The organism is Pseudomonas sp. S30_BP2TU TE3576, assembly GCF_050436025.1.
Taxonomy (GTDB): Bacteria; Pseudomonadota; Gammaproteobacteria; order Pseudomonadales; family Pseudomonadaceae; genus Aquipseudomonas.
Map to the genome: position 1 here is coordinate 55704 of NZ_JBNDLK010000001.1, position 20266 is coordinate 75969.

At 57.5% G+C, this 20266-nt stretch carries 22 protein-coding genes; 15 read left to right on the forward strand and 7 right to left on the reverse strand.

Going from position 1 to position 20266, the window contains the following annotated elements; translation table 11 throughout:
* The first annotated feature begins 35 nt into the window (after positions 1–35).
* The 15 genes from ABIA48_RS00235 (at position 36) to ABIA48_RS00305 (ending at position 14309) form a co-directional block, all read left to right on the forward strand.
* The gene (locus tag ABIA48_RS00235; RefSeq protein ID WP_429486361.1) at positions 36–1346 is read left to right on the forward strand and encodes an ABC transporter substrate-binding protein; all 1311 of its coding nucleotides are present in this window, start codon (positions 36–38) and stop codon (positions 1344–1346) included.
* 25 nt (positions 1347–1371) lie between these two features.
* Positions 1372–2097, forward strand: a complete 726-nt coding sequence (locus ABIA48_RS00240; protein ID WP_007981528.1) for an ABC transporter ATP-binding protein — start codon at positions 1372–1374, stop codon at positions 2095–2097.
* A 3-nt stretch (positions 2098–2100) separates the two neighbouring features.
* The gene (locus ABIA48_RS00245; RefSeq protein WP_095965999.1) at positions 2101–2793 is read left to right on the forward strand and encodes an ABC transporter ATP-binding protein; all 693 of its coding nucleotides are present in this window, start codon (positions 2101–2103) and stop codon (positions 2791–2793) included.
* Between the two features lie 2 nt (positions 2794–2795).
* Positions 2796–3659, forward strand: coding sequence for a branched-chain amino acid ABC transporter permease (locus ABIA48_RS00250; RefSeq protein ID WP_429486363.1), 864 nt, complete (start codon positions 2796–2798; stop codon positions 3657–3659).
* Entirely contained in the window at positions 3659–4693 is a 1035-nt protein-coding gene (locus ABIA48_RS00255; protein ID WP_429486365.1) for a branched-chain amino acid ABC transporter permease, read from the forward strand. Before ABIA48_RS00250 ends, ABIA48_RS00255 begins: the two co-directional genes overlap by 1 nt.
* 327 nt (positions 4694–5020) lie before the next feature.
* The gene (locus ABIA48_RS00260; RefSeq protein WP_429486367.1) at positions 5021–5950 is read left to right on the forward strand and encodes a LysR family transcriptional regulator; all 930 of its coding nucleotides are present in this window, start codon (positions 5021–5023) and stop codon (positions 5948–5950) included.
* A 240-nt stretch (positions 5951–6190) separates the two neighbouring features.
* Complete coding sequence (locus ABIA48_RS00265; RefSeq protein ID WP_429486369.1) at positions 6191–6685, forward strand: hydroxyquinol 1,2-dioxygenase; 495 nt, start codon at positions 6191–6193, stop codon at positions 6683–6685.
* A gap of 48 nt (positions 6686–6733) precedes the next feature.
* Positions 6734–7753 carry a hydroxyquinol 1,2-dioxygenase gene (locus ABIA48_RS00270; protein WP_310063985.1) on the forward strand — a complete coding sequence of 340 codons (1020 nt, stop codon included), beginning with the start codon at positions 6734–6736 and terminating at the stop codon, positions 7751–7753.
* Between the two features lie 93 nt (positions 7754–7846).
* A complete protein-coding gene (locus tag ABIA48_RS00275) occupies positions 7847–9310 on the forward strand; it encodes an aldehyde dehydrogenase family protein (protein ID WP_429486370.1) in 1464 nt (487 codons plus the stop codon).
* Positions 9311–9318: 8 nt separating this feature from the next.
* Positions 9319–10386, forward strand: a complete 1068-nt coding sequence (locus tag ABIA48_RS00280) for a maleylacetate reductase (protein WP_429486372.1) — start codon at positions 9319–9321, stop codon at positions 10384–10386.
* 37 nt (positions 10387–10423) lie between these two features.
* Positions 10424–11296: a dioxygenase gene (locus tag ABIA48_RS00285; RefSeq protein WP_429486374.1), complete on the forward strand. Its 873-nt coding sequence runs from the start codon at positions 10424–10426 to the stop codon at positions 11294–11296.
* Positions 11297–11299: 3 nt separating this feature from the next.
* Positions 11300–11617 (forward strand): YciI family protein, encoded by a 318-nt coding sequence (locus ABIA48_RS00290; protein ID WP_429486376.1) that lies wholly within the window; start codon positions 11300–11302, stop codon positions 11615–11617.
* A complete protein-coding gene (locus ABIA48_RS00295; protein ID WP_429486378.1) occupies positions 11614–11967 on the forward strand; it encodes a Rieske (2Fe-2S) protein in 354 nt (117 codons plus the stop codon). Before ABIA48_RS00290 ends, ABIA48_RS00295 begins: the two co-directional genes overlap by 4 nt.
* 67 nt (positions 11968–12034) lie before the next feature.
* Entirely contained in the window at positions 12035–12490 is a 456-nt protein-coding gene (locus tag ABIA48_RS00300; protein WP_429486380.1) for a hypothetical protein, read from the forward strand.
* A 202-nt stretch (positions 12491–12692) separates the two neighbouring features.
* Positions 12693–14309, forward strand: a complete 1617-nt coding sequence (locus ABIA48_RS00305) for a mechanosensitive ion channel family protein (protein WP_429486382.1) — start codon at positions 12693–12695, stop codon at positions 14307–14309.
* A gap of 83 nt (positions 14310–14392) precedes the next feature.
* Here ABIA48_RS00305 and ABIA48_RS00310 read toward each other — a convergent pair whose 3' ends face one another.
* The 7 genes from ABIA48_RS00310 to ABIA48_RS00340 form a co-directional block, all read right to left on the reverse strand.
* Positions 14393–14893: an outer membrane beta-barrel protein gene (locus ABIA48_RS00310; protein WP_204931353.1), complete on the reverse strand. Its 501-nt coding sequence runs from the start codon at positions 14891–14893 to the stop codon at positions 14393–14395.
* A 59-nt stretch (positions 14894–14952) separates the two neighbouring features.
* On the reverse strand, positions 14953–16560 hold the full coding sequence (locus ABIA48_RS00315; RefSeq protein WP_429486384.1) for an EAL domain-containing protein: 1608 nt from the start codon (positions 16558–16560) through the stop codon (positions 14953–14955).
* A gap of 236 nt (positions 16561–16796) precedes the next feature.
* Positions 16797–17762 (reverse strand): helix-turn-helix domain-containing protein, encoded by a 966-nt coding sequence (locus ABIA48_RS00320; protein ID WP_429486386.1) that lies wholly within the window; start codon positions 17760–17762, stop codon positions 16797–16799.
* A 167-nt stretch (positions 17763–17929) separates the two neighbouring features.
* Positions 17930–18262, reverse strand: coding sequence for a hypothetical protein (locus ABIA48_RS00325; RefSeq protein ID WP_429486388.1), 333 nt, complete (start codon positions 18260–18262; stop codon positions 17930–17932).
* Between the two features lie 176 nt (positions 18263–18438).
* Positions 18439–18729 (reverse strand): hypothetical protein, encoded by a 291-nt coding sequence (locus ABIA48_RS00330; protein WP_429492749.1) that lies wholly within the window; start codon positions 18727–18729, stop codon positions 18439–18441.
* A 192-nt stretch (positions 18730–18921) separates the two neighbouring features.
* Complete coding sequence (locus ABIA48_RS00335; protein WP_204931361.1) at positions 18922–19404, reverse strand: hypothetical protein; 483 nt, start codon at positions 19402–19404, stop codon at positions 18922–18924.
* Complete coding sequence (locus ABIA48_RS00340; protein ID WP_429486389.1) at positions 19401–20222, reverse strand: winged helix-turn-helix domain-containing protein; 822 nt, start codon at positions 20220–20222, stop codon at positions 19401–19403. The genes ABIA48_RS00335 and ABIA48_RS00340 overlap by 4 nt, the downstream gene beginning before the upstream one ends.
* Positions 20223–20266: the final 44 nt, after the last annotated feature.

Sequence of the window (20266 nt, forward strand, 5' to 3'; positions counted from 1 at the left end):
GCGACCCCGTTCGTCCAGGCTTTTGGAGTACTTACATGACAGATAACAACGATAAAAACCTGTTAGGCCGCAACTTCTCCCGCCGTGATTTCCTGCGCAGCACGGGCGTCGCTGCCGGTGGCGTGGCACTGGCCAGCCTGCCGTTCAACTTTGCCATCGGCGGTGAGCGGGTGATCAAGCTTGGCTATGTCAGCCCGCAGACCGGGCCGTTGGCGCCCTTTGCGGCAGCCGACAACTACATCATCGAGTCGCTCAAGCAAGTCTTGAAGAACTCGATCAATGTCGCAGGCAAGGCCTATCGCCTGGAGGTCATCGTCAAGGACAGCCAGTCCAACCCCAACCGCGCGGCGGAAGTGGCAAGCGAGCTGATTCTCTCGGACCAGGTCGATCTGATGCTGGTGTCGTCGACCCCGGAAACCACCAACCCGGTGTCCGACCAATGCGAAATCAACGAGATTCCGTGTATCTCCACTGTAGCGCCGTGGCAGCCGTGGTTCTTTACCCGTGGCGGCAAGCCGGAGCAGGGCTTTGAGTGGACTTACCACTTTTTCTGGGGCCTGGAAGATGTGATCGGTACTTACAGCGCCATGTGGGGGGCGATGCCATCCAACAAAATTGTCGGCGGTCTGTTCCCCAACGACGGCGACGGCAATGCGTGGGGCGACCAGAAGCTCGGTTTTCCGCCGGTACTGGCGCAAAAGGGCTTTCAACTGGTCGACCCTGGCCGCTTCCAGAGTCTGACCGACGATTTTTCCGCGCAGATTGCCGCGTTCAAAAAGGCCGACGTCGAGATCGTTACCGGCGTGGTCATCCCGCCGGACTTGAGCACGTTCTGGACCCAGGCCCGGCAGCAAGGCTTCAATCCGAAAGCCGTGTCGGTGGGCAAGGCATTGTTGTTCCCGACGGCAGTCGAGGCATTGGGCAAGGCCGGCAACAACCTGTCGACCGAAATCTGGTGGAGCCCGACGCACCCGTTCAGTTCGTCATTGACCGGCGCCAGTGCCGGCCAATTGGCTCAGGGTTTCACCCAGGCCACCGGCAAGCAGTGGACGCAACCGTTGGGGTTCGTGCATGCCCTGTTCGAACTGGCCGTGGACATCCTCAAGCGCACCGAAGAAATCGGCAACGCCCAAGCGGTCCGCGAGGCCTTGCTCAAGACCAACCTCAACACGGTGGTCGGCCCGATCAACTGGAATGGCGGACCGGTGAAGAACGTCGCCAAGACGCCTCTGGTCAGCGGCCAGTGGCGACTGGGCAAGGACAATAAATACGACCTGATCGTGACCAGCAATGCCACCGCGCCAGCGATTCCGTTGGGCGGCGAAATGCAGGCCATTACGTATTGATCGCGCAAAAGGACACCGGTGCACCATGCAACAGCCACTTCTACAAATGACCGATGTGCACAAAAGCTACGGCGAGGTGAAGGTCACGGATGCCATGAGCCTGAGCCTGCAACCGGGTGAAGCCCTGGGCATCATCGGCCCCAACGGCGCGGGTAAAAGCACGTTGTTCAACCTGATCGCCGGCGGCGTGGCGGCGGACAAAGGCACGATTCATTTCGAAGGCCGCAACGTCACTCGCGAACCCGTGTTCAAGCGCTGCCAGCAAGGTATCGGCCGCTCCCATCAGATTCCGCATCCGTTCGTGAAAATGACCGTGTTCGAGAACCTGCTGGTGGGCGCGACCTTCGGTGCGCGGCTGCGGGACAACGAAGCCAGCCAGTGGTGTGCGCAAACACTGGAGCTCACCGGCCTGATGCGCAAGGCCAACGTGCTGGCCGGCTCACTGACCTTGCTCGACCGCAAGCGTCTGGAAATGGCTCGCGCCTTGTCGACCCAACCGCGCCTGTTGTTGCTCGACGAAATTGCCGGAGGCCTGACCGAACCGGAATGCCTGGCACTGGTGGAAACCATTCAAGGCATCCACAAGTCCGGCGTTGCCATCATCTGGATCGAGCACATCGTGCATGCCCTGCTGGCGGTGGTCAGTCGCCTGACGGTGATCAACTTCGGTGCCAAGCTGGCCGAAGGCGAACCGCGCAGCGTCATGGCCGATCCTCGGGTCCAGGACATCTACATGGGCATCGGGAGCTGACGCATGCTGACCATCGAAAAACTCTGCGCCGGCTACGGCGACTTTCAAGCGCTGTTCGACATCAGCCTGACCCTTGAGGCCGGTGAAACCGTGGCGATCATCGGCTCCAACGGCGCGGGCAAATCGACGTTCCTGCGCTCGTTGGCCGGGTTGATCAAGAACCAGCCAAGCGCCATTACTTTCAAGGGTCAGGCCATTGGCGACATGGCCGCCAATCAAGTGCTGGAGCGCGGCATCGCGCTGGTGCCGGAGGGCCGAAAGCTGTTTCCGTCCCTGAGCGTCGAAGAAAACCTGCTGATCGGCGCCTACAGCAAACGCCCGGGACCGTGGACGCTGAAGCGCATCTATCAGCTGTTCCCGGTGCTGGAAAAACTGCGCAAACGTCCCGGCACCGCACTGTCTGGCGGCCAGCAGCAAATGGTCGCGATTGGCCGGGGCCTGATGGCCAACCCGCATTTGCTGTTGTGCGACGAAATCAGCCTGGGCCTGGCACCGACAACGATCAAGGACATCTACGCCGCATTGCCCTCGATCAAGGCTGACGGCACCACGGTGATTCTCGTCGAGCAGGACATCAATCAGGCACTGAGTGTGTGCGACCGCTTCTATTGCTTCCAGGAAGGGCGCGTGTCCCTGACCGGTCGGCCTGGGGATGCGGACAAAGCACAAATCAAAGCCGCGTATTTCGGGATCTAGTGATGGAATGGCTCAATACTTTGCTTCAAGGCATGTTGCTCGGCGGCCTGTACGCGATGTTCGCGGTGGGGCTGTCGCTGATGTTCGGCATCATGCGCCTGGTCAACATCGCCCATGGCGATTTTATCGTGCTGGCGTCGTACTTGGCTCTGCTGGTGGTCAATCACCTGGGGTTCAGCCCGTTGGCCAGTTTGCTGATCGTGGTGCCGCTGATGTTCTGTTTCGGCTACCTGTTGCAACGGCTGTTGCTCAACCGGACGTTGGGCCAGGACATCCTGCCGCCGTTGCTGGTGACGTTCGGCCTGTCGATCATCGTGCAGAACGTGCTGCTGGAATTCTTCAGTGCCGACAGCCAAAAACTCGCTCAAGGTGACCTTGAGGTGGCCAGCATCGGCATTGGCAGCCTGAGCGTAGGCGTGATGCCGCTCATTGTGTTCTGCAGTGCGCTGCTGATCATCGGCGGCCTGCAGTTGCTGTTCTACAAAACATCGTTGGGCCGGGCGTTTCGCGCCACCTCTGATGACCAGCACACTGCACGGCTGATGGGCGTCAACAACGCGCACATTTTCGGCCTGGCCATGGCGCTGGCAATGGCCGTGGTGTCGATTGCCGGGGTGTTCCTGGCGATCCGCACCAGTTTTGATCCTACGGTCGGGCCGGCGCGGCTGTTATACGGCTTCGAAGCGGTGATCATCGGTGGCCTGGGCAGCCTGTGGGGCACACTGGCCGGAGGGGTGATTCTCGGCGTTGCGCAAACCCTGGGGGCAAAAGTCGATCCCGGTTGGCAAATCCTCGCCGGTCACCTTGTGTTTCTGCTGATCCTGGTCCTGCGCCCGCGTGGCCTGTTTCCCCGGAGTGTCGACTGATGAATGCCTTGAATAACCCCGCGCTTGGTTATCGCGTACAACGCACGACCACCAGCAGCACCGTCGGCCTGTCGTTGCTGGGCCTGTGCGTATTGATCTTGCTCAGTGCACCCTTGTGGGCCGATCGGGCGAGCCTGCGTCTGGTGGTGGAGTTCGCCTATTACCTGGCGTTGGCGCAAATGTGGAACTTGCTGGCGGGCTACGCCGGCATGGTCTCGGTAGGGCAGCAGGCCTTTGTCGGTCTGGGCGGCTATCTGCTGTTTATGCTGGCGAGCCAATTCGGTGTGCCGCCTTTGGTGGCGGTGTTGCTTTCAGGCGTGTTGGTGGCGCTGTTGGCGATACCCACGGCGCTGATCGTGTTTCGTCTGCGTGGCGCCTACTTCGCCATCGGTACCTGGGTGGTGGCGGAGGTCTTCCGTTTGGGCCTGGCGCAGATGAGCAGTCTGGGTGGCGGTTCAGGGCAAAGCCTGCCGGCGGCGATTGTGCGGCAGATCGGCAATGACCGGGACGGACGCGAAACGCTGATCTATTTCACTGCGCTGGCCATCGCCATTGCCGCCGTGGCAGTTGTGTTTTTTCTGCTGCGCTCGCGTCAGGGCCTGGCACTGGCATCGATTCGTGATTCTGAACCCGCGTCCGGCAGCCTCGGGGTGGATACGTTCCGTACCAAACTGATGGTCTACGTACTGGCAGCCGGTTGCACGGGGGTGGTCGGGGCGCTGATCTTCCTGCAAAAACTGCGCATTTCCCCGGACGCTGCGTTCAACCTGCAGGACTGGACGGCCGTGGTTATCTTTATCGTGATCATCGGTGGTATCGGCACCCTGGAGGGGCCGTTGATTGGCACGCTGATTTACTTTGTGCTGCGCGGTTGCCTGGCGCAGTACGGTGCGGTGTACATGATTATCCTCGGCGTGGTTGCGGTGGTGATGATGCTCAAGGCTCCGCAAGGGGTGTGGGGACTGGTCAGCGAACGCCTGGGCTGGCAGGTTTTCCCCATGCAGCGACGGTTATCTGTACAGCCCCAGCCATAACACAGTCCACAACAGCTGGCGAAGCCTGCGTTTGTGGTCTAGCTGATTTACGACTGCTGCGCAGCCGAACGCAGGCTACGCCAGCTGCTACAAAAAGGGGATGCGACAACAATTGCTGGAGCGCATGGTAATCCGTAGCAGCTGGCGAAGCCTGCGTTCGGCTGCGCAGCAGTCGTAAAACCTGTGTATGCGATCTACCTGATAGATGGTGTTGTCTGGGTTTACGTCTGCTGCGCAGCCGAACGCAGGCTGCGCCAGCTGCTACAAAAAAATGCATTACGACAGCAACTGCTTAACTGACTGGCATCCTCCAGAGAACCTGCCCCCATGGATCGTTTACTCAGTGTCGAAGCCTTTGTGCGGGTTGCCGAAACCGGCAACTTCGCCAGGGCGGCCCAGCAACTGGGCGTGACCCGCTCGGTGATCACCCACCGTATCCAGCTGCTGGAACAGTTCATCAATGCGCCGCTGTTCCATCGCAGCACGCGCCATGTGCGGCTCTCCGAAGTGGGCGAGACCTACTACAAGGAGTGCGCGGACATGGTCGCGAGCTTCAACTCGTTGACCGAACACATGCGCGAACAGCGGGCCAAACCCACCGGCAAATTGCGCGTGCAGATGCTGCCGGGGTTTGCCATCGGTCACTTCGGCCGCATGTTGGCCGAGTTCACGCGGTTGTACCCGGACATCGAAGTGGACGTGATCGTCAATGACCGGGTCGTCGACCCCATCGAAGAAGGTTTCGACGTGGCGTTCCAGATGTTCCCGCCCATGGCCGAAACGCTGATCGAGCGCAAGCTGTTCAGCGTGCGTCGATTGTTCTGCATGTCGCCCGATTACGCCGGCGAGTTCGGCGTGCCCAGCCATCCCCAGGAGTTGCTGCAACACAAGATCGCCTTGTACGAAGGCTATCCGTCGCGCAACCGCTGGATCTTCACCCGTGAAGACGAGCAAGTGGAACTCAGCCTGCCGGGCCAGGTGCGCTCGAACTCGGTGCATTTACTGCGCGATTACGCGCAAACAGGGGTGTGCATTGTCTGCCTGCCGACCCTGGTCGCCAGCGATGACTTGCTCAGTGGCCGCTTGATTCCGGTGCTGCCGGAGTATGCGCTGTCCTCGTTCAACTTCTCGGCGGTGTATCCCGCCACCCAGCGCCGGGCCTTGAAGGTCCGTACGTTGATCGACTTTCTGGTGGACAACTTCGGCGATGAGCCATGCTGGGACAAGCCCTTGCTGGAGCGTGGCTGGGTACGCTGAGTCAATACACAAACCCTGTGGGAGCGGGCTTGCTCGCGAAGGCGGTGTATCAGACGACATTTATGTTAACTGACACTCCGCCTTCGCGAGCAAGCCCGCTCCCACAAGGATTGCGATTGAGCAATGACAACAGTGTTTGCGTTTCGCAAACACTGTTGTCGCCGGTCCTCTAATTGTTCGCAGAGCGGGTGCGACGTACTGTTGGCTCACTGTTACTACAACAACAAAACGGTGAAAACCATGAGTAGCGCTGCAATCGAAACGGTCTTCGGCTCGCTGGACAACTACACCAAAGGGTCGGTTGAAATCATCAGCGGCCAGGCCAGTCACTACGCCTTTTCCAACATTTTCGAAGTGGCGGATAAATCCCTCCCTTACGAAAAAGTCGTGGTCGGTTTCAACCTCGGCTACGTCGTCGAAACCCTGCGCGCCGAAGGTCAGTCGCCTTGGTACACCGCGGCACACGACGAGTTCGCCATCGTCATGGACGGTGAGGTTCGCGTGGACTTCCTCAAGCTCGATACGCCGATGAAAGCGGGTGAGGGCACACACCTGGCCGGTGAGATGCCAGCAGGCAAACCGATGGGCTATGTCCTGCTCAAGCGCGGCCATCAGTGCCTGTTGCCAGTGGGCACCGCTTATCGCTTCGAAGCCAGTCGCTCGGGTGTGATCCTGCAGCAAACCATCAAAGGCCCGTTGTCGGTCGAGAAATGGGCCGACATCTGCTTCAAGTGATCTGCCGCGCCCGACCGCCCAATCCACAAAAACAAGAGGAATCCCGCCATGGCCATGCTTGAAACCGCTGCCGACACCGCAAACTTTGCCGACGATGAAGTCCAGGCCAGCGCTCCCCACGCCATCACCGGCTACTGCTCATTCAAACTCGGCGCCTTCGAACTGTCGCGCGACGAGTATTTTGCCCGCATCACCTGGCCAGCCAAAGGCCAGACCCGTTCGCACCTGATTCCGGTCGACGCCTTCCTGCGCGCCATGATGCGCGACGTGGCCTGGGGCTTTTTCTATGGCTGGGTCAACTTTGACCACGTCATCGGCACCCGCAACTACTACGGCAAGGTCGACCTGTACGCCGGCACCTTCAACGGCACGCTCAAGGCGGCCGGGGTCAATTACACCGAAAACTTCGAAACGCCGCTGATCATGGCCACCTTCAAGGCCATCCTGCGCGACTGGACCAACGCCACCTTCGACCCCTTTGCCGCCCCGGAAGAAACCGGCAGCGCATTCGGCCGCAAGAACGGCAACAACATCGAAGCCATCGAGCGCTCCCGCATCGCCACCAAACGCATGCCGGGCCTGAAGGATGACTCGCCGCTGCGTGACGACCTGCCGGTCAATCGCCAGTTCATCGATGTGCCACAGGACGAACCGGAGGTCCATGCCGCCGAAGGCTTCGAAGGCGAACTGCATGCCTTCAACCTGTTCAAGTACTTGTCCCGTTCCGACGTGACCTGGAACCCGTCGGTGACCTCGGTGTGCAAGGCCAGCCTGTTCTGCCCGACCACTGAGGAGTTCATCCTGCCGGTGTTCCACGGCAACGACCGTATCGAGTGGTTCTTGCAAATGTCCGACGAAATCATCTGGGATGTTGGCGACAAGGACGACGGCAATCCCCGTGCGCGCATCACCATGCGAGCCGGCGACATCTGCGCCATGCCCGCCGACATTCGTCACCAGGGCTACTCGACCAAACGCTCGATGCTGATGGTCTGGGAAAACGCCACGCCAAACCTGCCGCAACGCTACGAAAGCGGCGAACTCAAGCCGTATCCGATCGAGTTCTAGGACCTGGTGTCCGGCCCGGCCTCGCGTCGGGCAAAGCGCTCAGGAATCACTTCGTCAAACACTGCGCCAGCCGCGCGGTGCGAGGAAACCATTATGCAAAATCAGCTCTATATCGATGGCCGTTTCGTGGATGCCGTCGCTGGCGGCACCATCGACGTGGTATCGCCCCACGACGGTTCTTTAATCACCCGCATCGCTGCCGCCGAAGCGGCTGACATCGACCTCGCTGTCGCCGCCGCCAAGCGTGCGTTCCCAGCCTGGTCGGCCCTGGGCGCCGCCGAACGCGGACGCCTGTTGCTCAAACTGGCGGACAAGATCGAAGCGTGCGGTGAAGAACTGGCGCAGCTCGAATCACTCAATACCGGGCATCCGATCCGTGACTCCCGTGGCCTCGACGTGCCGCGCACGGCGGCGTGCTTCCGCTATTTCGGCGGCATGGCCGACAAAATCGAAGGTTCGGTGATCCCGGTCGAAGCCGGGTTCCTCAACTACGTGCAGCGCAAGCCTATTGGTGTGGTCGGGCAAATTGTGCCGTGGAACTTCCCGCTGATGTTCACCAGCTGGAAAATGGGCCCGGCGCTGGCGGCGGGCAACACCATCGTGATCAAGCCTTCGGAAATCACCCCGTTGTCGACCTTGCGCATTGTCGAGTTGATGACCGACGTCGGCTTCCCCAAAGGCGTGGTCAACGTGGTGCCGGGCTACGGCCATACTGCCGGGCAAGCGCTGGCCGAACACCTCGACGTGGGCAAGATTGCCTTTACCGGTTCGACCGCCACCGGGCGGCGGATCGTCGAAGCCTCCAAGAGCAACCTCAAGCGTATCCAGCTGGAACTGGGCGGCAAGGGCGCGAATATCGTGTTCGAGGACGCCAACCTGGACGCGGCGGTGAACGGTGCGGCCTGGGCGATCTTTCACAACCAGGGCCAGGCCTGCATCGCCGGCTCGCGGCTGATTCTGCACAAAGACATCGCGGACCAGTTCCTGGAGCGTTTCATCGCCTTGGCCAAATCCATCCGCCTGGGCGATCCCTTAGACCCGGAAACCGAAATGGGTCCGCTGACCTCGGCGCTGCACCGCGACCGGGTATTGGCATACATCGACATCGCGATAGAGCAGGGCGGCAAGGTCCTCGCCGGCGGCAAGGCACCGGACGATAAAGCATTGGCCAATGGATTCTATGTCGAACCGACAGTGGTCGAGGCCAGGCCCGGTGACCGTGTTTGCCAGGAGGAAGTCTTCGGCCCGTTCGTCACCGTGGTGCGCTTCAGCACCGACGAAGAAGCCCTGGCCATCGCCAACGGCAGCGAGTACGGACTGGGCAGCGGCCTGTGGACGCAGAACCTGAGCCGCGCACACAAAATAGCCGACGCGATTCACGCCGGTATGTGCTGGATCAACTGCTACAAACGGGTCAATCCGGGCAGTCCGTTTGGCGGTGTCGGTCAGTCCGGCTATGGCCGGGAAATGGGTTTCGAAGCGATCCACGATTACACCGAAGCCCGTTCGGTCTGGGTCAACGTCGACGCCAACATCCCTGCGTACTACAAACGCTGAGGCCTGCCATGAGTCCTTTTGTTTACCAAAGCCTGCCGACCCGTGTGGTGTTCGGCTGGGGCAAGCTTTCGGCACTGGCCGAGGAAATTGAACGACTGGGTGCGCGGCGCGCGCTGATCCTGACTACGCCGGAACAGCAAGGGCTCGGCGAACAGGTCGCTGCGTTGCTCGGTGATCGCGCGGCGGGTGTCTATCCCAAAGCCGTGATGCACGTTCCGCTGGAAGTCGCGCAAGCGGCGCGCCTTGAGGCGGCTCGGCTGGACGCCGATTGCTGCGTGGCCATTGGCGGTGGCTCGACCATTGGCCTGGGCAAGGCGATCGCGATGGATTCCGGCCTGCCGATCGTGGCGGTGCCGACCACCTACGCCGGCTCCGAGATGACGCCGATCTACGGGCTGACCGAAAATCGCCTGAAAAAAACCGGACGAGATCCCAAGGTCTTGCCCAGGACCGTCATCTACGACCCGCAATTGACCCTGACCCTGCCAGCGCACATTTCGGCCTGTTCGGGCATGAACGCCATGGCCCATGCCATCGAAGCGCTGTACGCCCAGGATGCCAACCCGATCATCGGTTTCATGGCCGAAGAGTCGATTCGCTCGCTGGCGCAGGCCTTGCCAGGCGTTGTCAGTAATCCCGATGACCCCGAGGCGCGCAGCCAGGCGTTATATGGTGCGTGGCTGGCGGGCATTTGCCTGGGTTCGGTCGGCATGGCCTTGCACCACAAGCTCTGTCACACGCTGGGCGGAACGTTCAATCTGCCTCACGCCCAGGCGCACGCCATCGTCTTGCCCCACGCCGCGCATTACAACCGCGAAGCAGCGGCCGAGCCTTTGCAACGGGCTGCACGCGCATTGGGTGGGAGCGAAGCAAGCGAGGTCGGTGCCTTGCTGTACGCGCTGAACCAGAAACTGGGTATTCCACTGGCCCTGGCGGACATAGGCTTCCCTGCAAACGGTCCGGCCGAAGCCGCGCAAATCGCCTGCGCCAGCCCTTACTACAACCCGCGACCGTTTGAACAAGGCCCGATAGAGGCGTTATTGAACCGTGCCCTGACAGGTCAGGCCCCAGCCTGATCTGCCAGCCACTCTTATCCTCGTCGGAATAACAACAATGACCGATCAAGACAAAGCCATAGAGAAACTGATCTCCCAACAGGCAGTGAACAGCTTCAACGATGCGCCCAATGCGCGTTACAAACAGATCATGCAAAGCCTGGTGCGCCACCTGCATGCGTTTGTCAGTGAGGTCGAATTGACCGAACAGGAGTGGTTCGAAGGCATTGGTTTCCTAACCGACACCGGGCACAAGTGCGATGGCCTGGTGCGTCAGGAATTCATTCTGCTGTCGGACACCCTGGGGGTTTCGATGCTGGTCGACGCGATCAACCATCGCCACAGCGCAACGGCCACCGAAACCACCGTGTTCGGGCCGTTCTACATTGATGGCATGCCGGATCGCGAGTTCGGCGAAAACATGGCCTTTACTCCGGGCGAAACGGCGCTGGTGCGCGGGCGCGTGGTCGACATTAACGGCAATGCCTTGGCCGGTGCGGTGCTGGACGTGTGGCAGACCGCCGAAAACGGTATGTATTCCGGACAGGACACCGAACAGCCTTTCGGCAACTTGCGCGGGCGTTATCGCACCGACGCGGATGGCTGCTTTGCGATTCGCACCATTGTCCCGGTGGCTTATCCGATACCGACCGATGGCCCGGTAGGGCGCATGCTCGATGCCGCCAACCGCCATGCGTGGCGGCCAGCTCACCTGCACTTCATGATTGATGTGCCGGGCTATCGCAAATTGGTCACGCACCTGTTCAATCACGATGATCCGTATCTGCAATCCGATGCCGTGTTTGGGGTGAAACAGTCGTTGCAGGTGATTTATGAAGACCTGAACACCCACGACGATGTGTCCGCCAGGCTGGATATGGAAGTGCCGTTCAAGCGTGCGTGTTATGAATTTGTCATGGAGTCAGCGTGAATCATGGGCCAGTTCTTTGCGGTATTTGCCACTGACCATGCGGATTGCCAGACACTGCGCCAGCAATTGCGGCCCAGCCATCAGGCGCATTTGCGTGCTACTGGAGACCATCGAGTGGTGGTGCGGCTCGGTGGTCCCATGCTTGATGTTGCCGGTGCGACGATGAATGGTACGTTGCTGGTGATCGAGGCGGGTAGCTTGCCGGAGGTGGAAGCGTTCATGCAGGACGATCCCTATGTCCGGGCCGGACTGTTCGCCAGCCTTCAGATCCGCCCCTGGCACTGGAGCCTGGGCAATCCGGAACTGCGCGGTTTTCCATGATCACCATTGCCTTGTGCCGACTCGACGACATCGCCGACGGCGGGGCGTTGGGACTGCCGCAGCACCGGCAACTGCATGCCGCCGGGCTGGTGGCGGTGCGTCAGGGCGAGCAGGTGTGGGTGTACGTCAACCGCTGCCCGCATTTCTCGGTGCCGCTGGACTTCAATCCGCAGCAGTTCTGCACTTATCGCGGCAAGGTCCTGATGTGTGCCCATCACAGCGCGATGTTTCGTTTCGACGACGGGCACTGCATCGACGGTCCGTGTAAAGGCGCGCAACTGGAGGCCGTGCCGGTGCGTTGGGTCGACGACCGACTGGTCATGGAGATTGGGTCCACCGCCGGTCAGTAACCGGGTGGCTGACGGGGGCTGATCTAAACTCCTGTTGGGGGTGAACCACGTTCATCCGGAGGTCATCATGAAAAAATTGTCACCCATCACTCTGTGCCTCGCATTGTCGGTTTTGAGTGTCCCTGGATGGGCACAAACAGTGGTGCCGATGAAAGGGCAAAGTTCGCAACAAACCCAGGCCGACATCAACGAATGCAACAGCATCGCCGCCAGCCAGAGCTCCTCGACGGCTTCCACGCCTTCGGGCGGGCGGGTCAAGGGTGCCGCTGTAGGGGCCGCCGCCGGCGCGACGGCTGCCCAGGTGCGCGGCAATCAACATGACGAGGCTTATGATCGAGTCGACGATGACAGGAAACAGGACTATCGCCAGAACCGCGCCAAGGAAACGGCGGCGGCCGGCGTCGTGGTCGGCGGTTCACGTCAGCGCCAGGAACGCCGGGAGCAATCGAAAACCACCCAGGCGAACACCACGAGCGCTTACACCAGCTGTTTGCAGGGCAAGGGGTATCAGGTCAACCCTTGAGCCAGGTACGGAACACACTGTAACGGTAGGAGCGAGTTCGCTCGCGATGGTCGTCAACGATAACGCTGTGTGGCAGGTGCCCCGCGGCGCTCTCCGGTTTATCGCGAGCAGGCTTGCTCCTACAATCTGACAACCGTTCATCGGTGAACTACGCTGCGATACGTACCCTCGATCTGAATTTTGTGACGTAAGGATCCGACACATGCGGAGCAGGCTGCTCGCTGTAATGTTTACTGTTTTCGGGACGTTTTGGTCGTTGCAACTGTGGGCCGAGGATGCACCGAAAGTGGTTAATGCTCCCGTTGAATTGAAAGTGGCCAACCGCAGCATCATGGTGTTTCGCGCGACCCTCCTCGGTGAAGCCCCGGCCTCGCGGGTCAAACGGGCGAAAACGGTGATCGGTGAGGCGCTGGATGATGCGGACGACCTCAATGTCACTCTCGACCCGATCATGCAAAGCTACATGGTGCTGCTGGGTAGCCGGCGCGCCTTTATCGTTTCGCCCAAGGACTTCGACGAGACCGAATACGACTCGGTACAGCAGGCCGCCGAAGCCGCGGCTGGCAAGCTGCGCCAGGTCGTGGCCGAAACCCGGGAAGCCCGTAGCCTGCAATCGATCCTGCGCTCGGTAGTCGCTGCGTTGCTCGCCACCGGCGTTTACATCGTTCTACTGTTCGGCATGTTGTTTCTGCGGCGCAAAGTGCTGAAGAAACTGCCCGAACTGATGCATCGACACACCCAGGCCCTGAAGGTCGGGCGGGTTCCGCTGATCGACGCCAACTTCCTCTATCCATTGGTCAGCCGCGTGCTGGAATTGCTGCGCTGGGTCATCGTGTTGCTGCTCACTTACGAGTGGCTGGGGTTTGTCCTGTCGCGTTTTCCCTATACCCGACCCTGGGGTGAAAGCCTTAACAACTATCTGCTGGAAGTCGTCGACTATTTGCTGCAAGGGATTCTCGGGGCCATTCCCGGGCTCGGCGTGGCGCTGGCGATCTTTTTCATTGCGCGAGGCGCGACAGCGTTCTCTCGCCGGATATTGCGGCGCCTGGCCACGCCCGGCACCTTGAACTGGTTGAACCATGAAACCCTGCAACCGACCCAACGCCTGACGTCCCTGGCGATCTGGCTGTTTGCCCTGGCCATGGCCTATCCGTACCTGCCGGGTGCCGGCACCGATGCATTCAAAGGCTTGTCAGTGTTGATCGGTCTGATGATTTCCCTTGGCGCCACCAGCGTGGTGGGCCAGGCAGCGGCAGGGTTGATCCTGACTTACACCCGGACCCTGCGCCCCGGCGAATTCGTGCGCATTGGCGACTACGAAGGCACAGTGACTGAACTGGGCATGTTCACCACCAGCATCCGCACCGGTCTGGGCGAGGTGCTGACCCTGCCCAACTCGATGATCACCGGCACCGTCACCAAGAACTACTCGCGGGTGGTACAAGGCCCCGGCTACGTGGTCGACACCGTCGTGACCATCGGCTACGACACGCCGTGGCGGCAGGTGGAGGCGATGTTGCTGGAGGCCGCAAAACGCACGCCAGGGATCCTCGACGTGCCACCGGCCCAGGTGTTCCAGACGGCATTGTCGGACTTCTACCCGGAATATCGACTGGTGGCCCAGGCCATTCCCAGTCAGCCTCGGCCGCGTGCCGCGCTACTGAGCATGCTGCACGCCAACATCCAGGATGTGTTCAACGAGTACGGCGTGCAGATCATGTCGCCGCACTACCTGGGCGATCCGCAACAGGAGAAATGGGTGCCCAGGGACAAGTGGTACATGGCACCTGCACAGGAATCCAGGGAACCGTTGAAATAATGGCGAGGGGGCTGGCAGGGCGAGGGCGAGCATTGCGGTGAGTGCGATGAGCGACCGGGGGAGGTCGCTCAACTGTAGCGGTGTTAAAAAAGCATATAGGCGGATGCGGTCGTCTGATTCAGGTTGATTTCTCCGACCTCCAGAACTTCGTATTCAGCACGCAGGCCGATGTTGCGAAAGACATCGACTTCCAGACCGACGCCGTAGGTCAGATCAACCCCGGTATCATCGTCGGTGGCATTGCCGTCGGCGTCCCAGGCATGAGCGCCGACACTGCCGAATACCCGCAACCGCTCTCCCAGTGGAAAGCCGATATGGGCGGCCGCCTGAACGGATTTTCCATCGAAATCGATATTCTTGTCCTTGAATTGACCGAGATCGACGTAGGCACCCTCGAAGGCCAGGTAGCTATTGACGCGATACCCCGCGTAAACCTTGTAGCTGGAGTCTTCATCGTCAAGATGGGATTCGTCAGTCTGGATGTTGCTTACGCCAGCTCCAAGATACAAACCTTTATCATCAGCGAGCGCCTGAAAAGACAGCAACGATAGCAGTGAAGCGAAGCCAAGGTTTCGAAGTAGCATGTGTAGTGGAGTCCTTGTACAGGTTTAGGGTTCGCCGGGAATTTGAGTGGCCAGGAGGGTTAATAGAAGTCATTGATTGATATTTTTGAGCCACGCTTATCGCCGAAATACCTGATATTTACCGGGCATTCAAAATAGCGCCTTGCCAAAGACTGGATGGGCAGCGCTTTGGAGAACAACCAGCCTTGCGCCAACAGAACGCCTTCTGAAAGCAGATGCGGCAGTTGCTGCTGAGACTCGACGCCCTCGGCCACGACCTTGAGTCTTAGAGTCTTGGCAATGTTGGCAATGTGTCGCCACAGGGCGTCGTTGGCAGCGATCTTGTCTTCTTCGAGGAATGAGCGATCTATTTTCAGAATATCGAACGGCACTGAGTCCAGGAGGGAGAGGCTGGAATAGCCGATACCAAAGTCGTCCACGGCAATACGATGTCCGCACGCTCGAAGCCTTCGCAACTGCGTGGCCGCAGACTCGTAGTCGAGCAAGATTCTTTCGGTTATTTCAAAGACCATGGCGGAAGCAGGCATGCCATAAGTTGCCAGCAGGCTGCTCACAAAGTCTGGAAAGGTTTGATCCTGAATATCCCGAGCGGAAAGATTGACCGTGATGTAGAAGTCCTTGCATGCCCAAAGGTAAGTGCTGTAATCCTCCGCCACTTGTCGTATGACCGAGCGCGTAAGTTCGCGGATCAAGTCGGACTTCTCTGCAGCCGGGATGAAGACATCCGCCGGAACGTCGACTCCGTTGGCATTCCAGTGAGAAAGCGATTCGGCGCCCACCATATAGCCTGTCGTCAAATTGACGATAGGCTGGTAGTGAACCCCCAGCTTGTTGGCTTTTATGGCATGGCGCAGCCGTACAGCGGTAGAGGTGTAATGTTGTCGGGTGAGCCAGGAGAGGTAGAGCAGCAGTTCGAACACGAAAGCAAGAGCAATGAACAGTTTGAATCTGAGTGCTGGCAGATAGCTCAACGGCAGAGAGATGACTGAAATCAGTTCATTTCGACTGCCTGGAAAGGCAATGAGGGCTTTGTCTGCCGAGGTGACAAGTTCTTCAAGATGGAACGGCTTCTGCATCTTGAGGGGCTGAGGACCCGTAGAGGCAATGGGTACGGCGCCGCCGGGACCAATGAGGTCCAGTTGTACGTCCTCGGGAAGTTTTAAATTGTCGAGAAGAATTTTCTTGTTTGCCCAGACGTAGACCGACTGCTGCGACACAATGATAAAGTCGGTGTCCGCAGAAGCCGCCTGGCCTGAGCCGAGCCAATAGGTTCGCTCTCCAACCGAGAATTTTCTGTTCTCATAGCCCGCCAGTATCGAACTGAGTTCTTGTCCGTAGGATGAACAGATCTTGCCATTTGGCAACTGGACTGCCGCTTGATCAACAAATCGTAAGTTTTTAACCAGCTCCGATATTTGTGCGTATTGCTTGCCGGAGCATTCCTGGTCGGAAAGATCAAGCTGGCCAAGGGTGTTCAGTACTTTGTCGATCTGCGCATTGGGCTCGGCTTGAGCAGCACGGAGATCGACATAAATGTTATTCAACTTCCGGGCAATGAAATGCTCGGCAAGTCCTCCAGCGCAAAACCATGCCGCCCAGCCCGCTGCAGCAATCGCGCACACAGTAATTGCGTGCCTTCCAAGTAACGCTTTATATGCGGCAAACATCGATAAATCCCCGAGGTATCATTATTTCACTGTGCACCTTGTCGTCGCGGATTAAACGTCTTCAGTACCAGTCAATTACCCAGGCCAATAAGATGCCGCTTGCATAGGCGATCATGCACAAAATTATTTTCTGCTTGAGTGGCAGCGTGTTTATTCGATGATGCATGCTTATCCCCTTGAGTCGGAAAACAAGCAATTGTTGCTGCCCCGGATTAATCAAGAGAAATTATTAATCATCATTTCCTGGGTTTGGCTGAGTTGCGCCGGGCTGTTTCTGATGGTGACTCTCCATAAGCATTCTGGTACGCCTTGGAAAACCGGCCTAGATGGTGAAAATTCCAGAACATCGCGGTTTCTGTCACGGTGGGCCACGTTTTTTTAATCAGATCGCGACGGGTACTTGCGAGTCTCAAGTTTCTGATATAGGCGATTGGCGAAATGCCGAACGTCTCAATGAAGCCAAAATGCAGGGTGCGAGTTGTAGTTTGAAGTTGCTTTACGAGTGACTTGATAGTGAGCGTTTTTTTCGTATTTTCATGAATGTACTCTATGGCTTCTATCGCCACCTTTCTTCGGGTCGGGACTTTACGACTGAAGCCGCCAGCGGGGGTCAATGACTGTAATAGAGACGCCAGTACCGCATCTTCAAACGCTGAAGCTTTTGATTCGTTGCGTTGTGATGAAAGAGTGTCATCGATGTCGACACAGGAGGCGCTGATGGCTTGAATGGCAGACCGTATGAACTGGAAGTTTTCAGCCTGGAAGCTGTGTTTTGTTCTGTTGGCAAATATGTCTATGACGGCGTGATGTTGGCAGCACCGCTCATAATGTTCCAGTGTTGTGGTTATGGTGAACAGTGTCTCATTCGGTTCGCATGTGTAATGCACCGGTTCATCGCTGTGCAGCACGATGATTTCGTTAGGCTGTAGCTTGTGATTATTGACGACGGGGCGACCAACCGGCGACTGCGAGATGGCGAATGTAATGAATCCGGCAGGGACAGAACTCACCAGGGTGACGGATGAGTCGAACTCAAGACGACTGCACTGGAGCTCGGGACTGTGAAAGAGCTTATGTTGCCGAATGCTCGCCTCCTGCTCAGAAGGGATAAGGCTCATTTCCCACTTGCCTATTGTTCTATTCAGTTGGCTCGGCAAGGCAGAAGACAAATGAAAGATTTCATCGGGCGGTGCGATACTCATGAGATTGAAGGCTCACCTGTTAAATGGTTAGGGTCAAGCAACGACTGATTGCGTGGCAATGGCGGTCACCTGCTGGATGAGGGTATAGCCGTGCCGGGAAGATACGCGATATGGCGTCCTTTCTGTCGCTGAGGTCGACCTTGTTGTCATTGGCTTTGAACCGGGCGTCAGAGCCCCCGGATGATTTCCAGCTCCGCCGAAAAAGCGTACCTGGTGTCCAATGGCGAGTCGTCCATGTGTTGAATGTTGCGTGGGTCAACCTTCGAACTGAAGATTTGCGACTGGGGTTTCATCGGGTCGATGGCTGCTGCTGTAAAAGAATGAAAATCATCCATACGATAACCCGTTGTTACCTGATAGCCGTTTTTCACCGCGCTGAGGGCCTTCTTGTTGGTTTCGACACTCGTCAATTTGGCACTGTAGAAACCCTTGTCGTCGGCCATGGCCTTGAGAGAGAGCAATAAACCAAACGTTACGGTGACGAAGTTTTTCAGTAGCATCGAGGCGATTCCTTATGAACAGTTTATTCGCCAGAACAGAGTGTCTGCTGCACCTCTGCCACGATTTGGCCTGCAAATCCTCTCACCCCGATTGCGCCTGCCAAAGTCAATAATTCATATTTGAGAGGTCGTCAGGATCGTCTGGTTAACGCCTGTCCTGGTGAGCGCCACACGCCTCAAAAGAATATGCGCGAGTTGGCATAACTCGTACCAGTATCACCTTGTGGTTGGGCAGGGAGAGGGAATTCACTGTCCTGCTCGTCCGTATGATACTCATTCTCAGTATGAATTGTCAGATGCGATAGTTTCTGTCTGTCATCCTGGCTTAATTCAATTTCATAATATTCAATTGTCGTGTTTTCGACCGCGCGCTCATCGTGTGCTGACGAGTAAAACGGTATGGCAGACAAGAATGAAACTGCCAGGATCCGGAGGTTCATTGATTTACTGATTCGCAGGAAATGCATGGCTTTCACTTGATTCCCCTGTGTTGGGCATTGTCCCGGACGAGAATCAAGCAGGCTCGATTCCAAAAATTAATGGCGAGGGATTTTTAGCAGGAGAGACATCTGATTCAAATCAATAATTGTTATTTTTGTTTGATTGATTTTTAAAGCGAACATATGTCTGAGGGGTGTTGCGTCAGTGGGGGAGGTCGGTTAACGGTTCATGCAGCGCAAGCGGCCAAGCTCATGTACGTAAAAGCACACGGCATTTTTATTCTGCGTCGGAATCAATTCGTAGTTTAAGATGGCGCCCTCTTGCAAGACGTATTGACGTCTGAAAAACAGTTCGGGGGTCTTTTCAATGGCGAAGAGTTCATTGTCCTGGCTGAGTTTGACGTTGCTGACTTTTATTTGGACGTGCGTTTTGCTTTCCCCGATAATATTCGCCGAGATAGTCGCGTTACGGATTTTTCCATTCAGGCTTTCCAGCGTGGTTCCGGTGAGTCGGCCATGCCCGATGGTGAGGTACTCTTCTGTGTTGAGTTGATTAAGATCCTCCAGCCATTGCCGGGTTTTTGTTTGGTAACTGGTATTTTCCATGTAGTGCGAAGGAGAATAAAAAAAGGAAAAAATGCAGAGTGCATTGATCAGGGCTATAACCGGCCAGTGAACGACTTGCGGAATTTCAAACTTCATAAGGTGACTTCCAGACATTGACGAATCATCAAGGCGAGGTCTCGTTCGCTGCTGTTTAATTGTAGATTTGCAGTGCTTAGATCCGGGCGAATGCACGAAACGGAGTAGTTGGCTTTATACAGATTTATCCAGACCTGGCCCTTCAGGCCTGGCGGCAATTGCTCGGTTTGTTTAACCGATAAATCCATCAGCGCTTGTGCCTCGGCAAGATCATTGCCTACGGCGTGGATGACCAGTCCATTCTTGTCGATACTGGAAACTTCAATTTTTGGCGTGTCGAAGTCGATTTGAAAAATAGTAAAAGCGCCGACTGCCAACGTAACGATATAAGCGATCAGTTGGGCTTTGGTAAGGTTGTAGGTTTTTTTGGTTTTACCTGAAGGCGCTACCAGGTCATCACTGCGAGTTGATGGTAGTTGGCCATCTGAGGAAGCGGCTGGTGGTGCAGTTTCCTCAGAGGGTTCTGATACATCTGTCGTTTCATCGATTACGCAGTGCCGGTTGAAGCAGTATCCTCGCCGAGGAACGGTCATCAAAATCTCGTGATCCCGACTGTCGTTAAGAATATTTCGTAGTGAGAAAACGGTTTGATTCAAACTGCCGGAGGCAACGACGCGGTCATTCCAGGTGTAGTCGATGATTTCGTCGCGGCTTTTAGTGACGCCTGGTTCCTTAAGCAGCAGGTCCAACAGACGCGACTCCGCTCTACCTAGCGTGGACTTTTGTACATCTCCATGGGGTGTTGTAATGGAAAGCATGGCGCTGTCCGGGTCGAATACTGCCACAGCGCCATTTTTTAACTTGAAGGTGTAGCTCATAGAAATATTCCGTTCAGGCGGTACTGGCCTGAGTATAGGGGCCG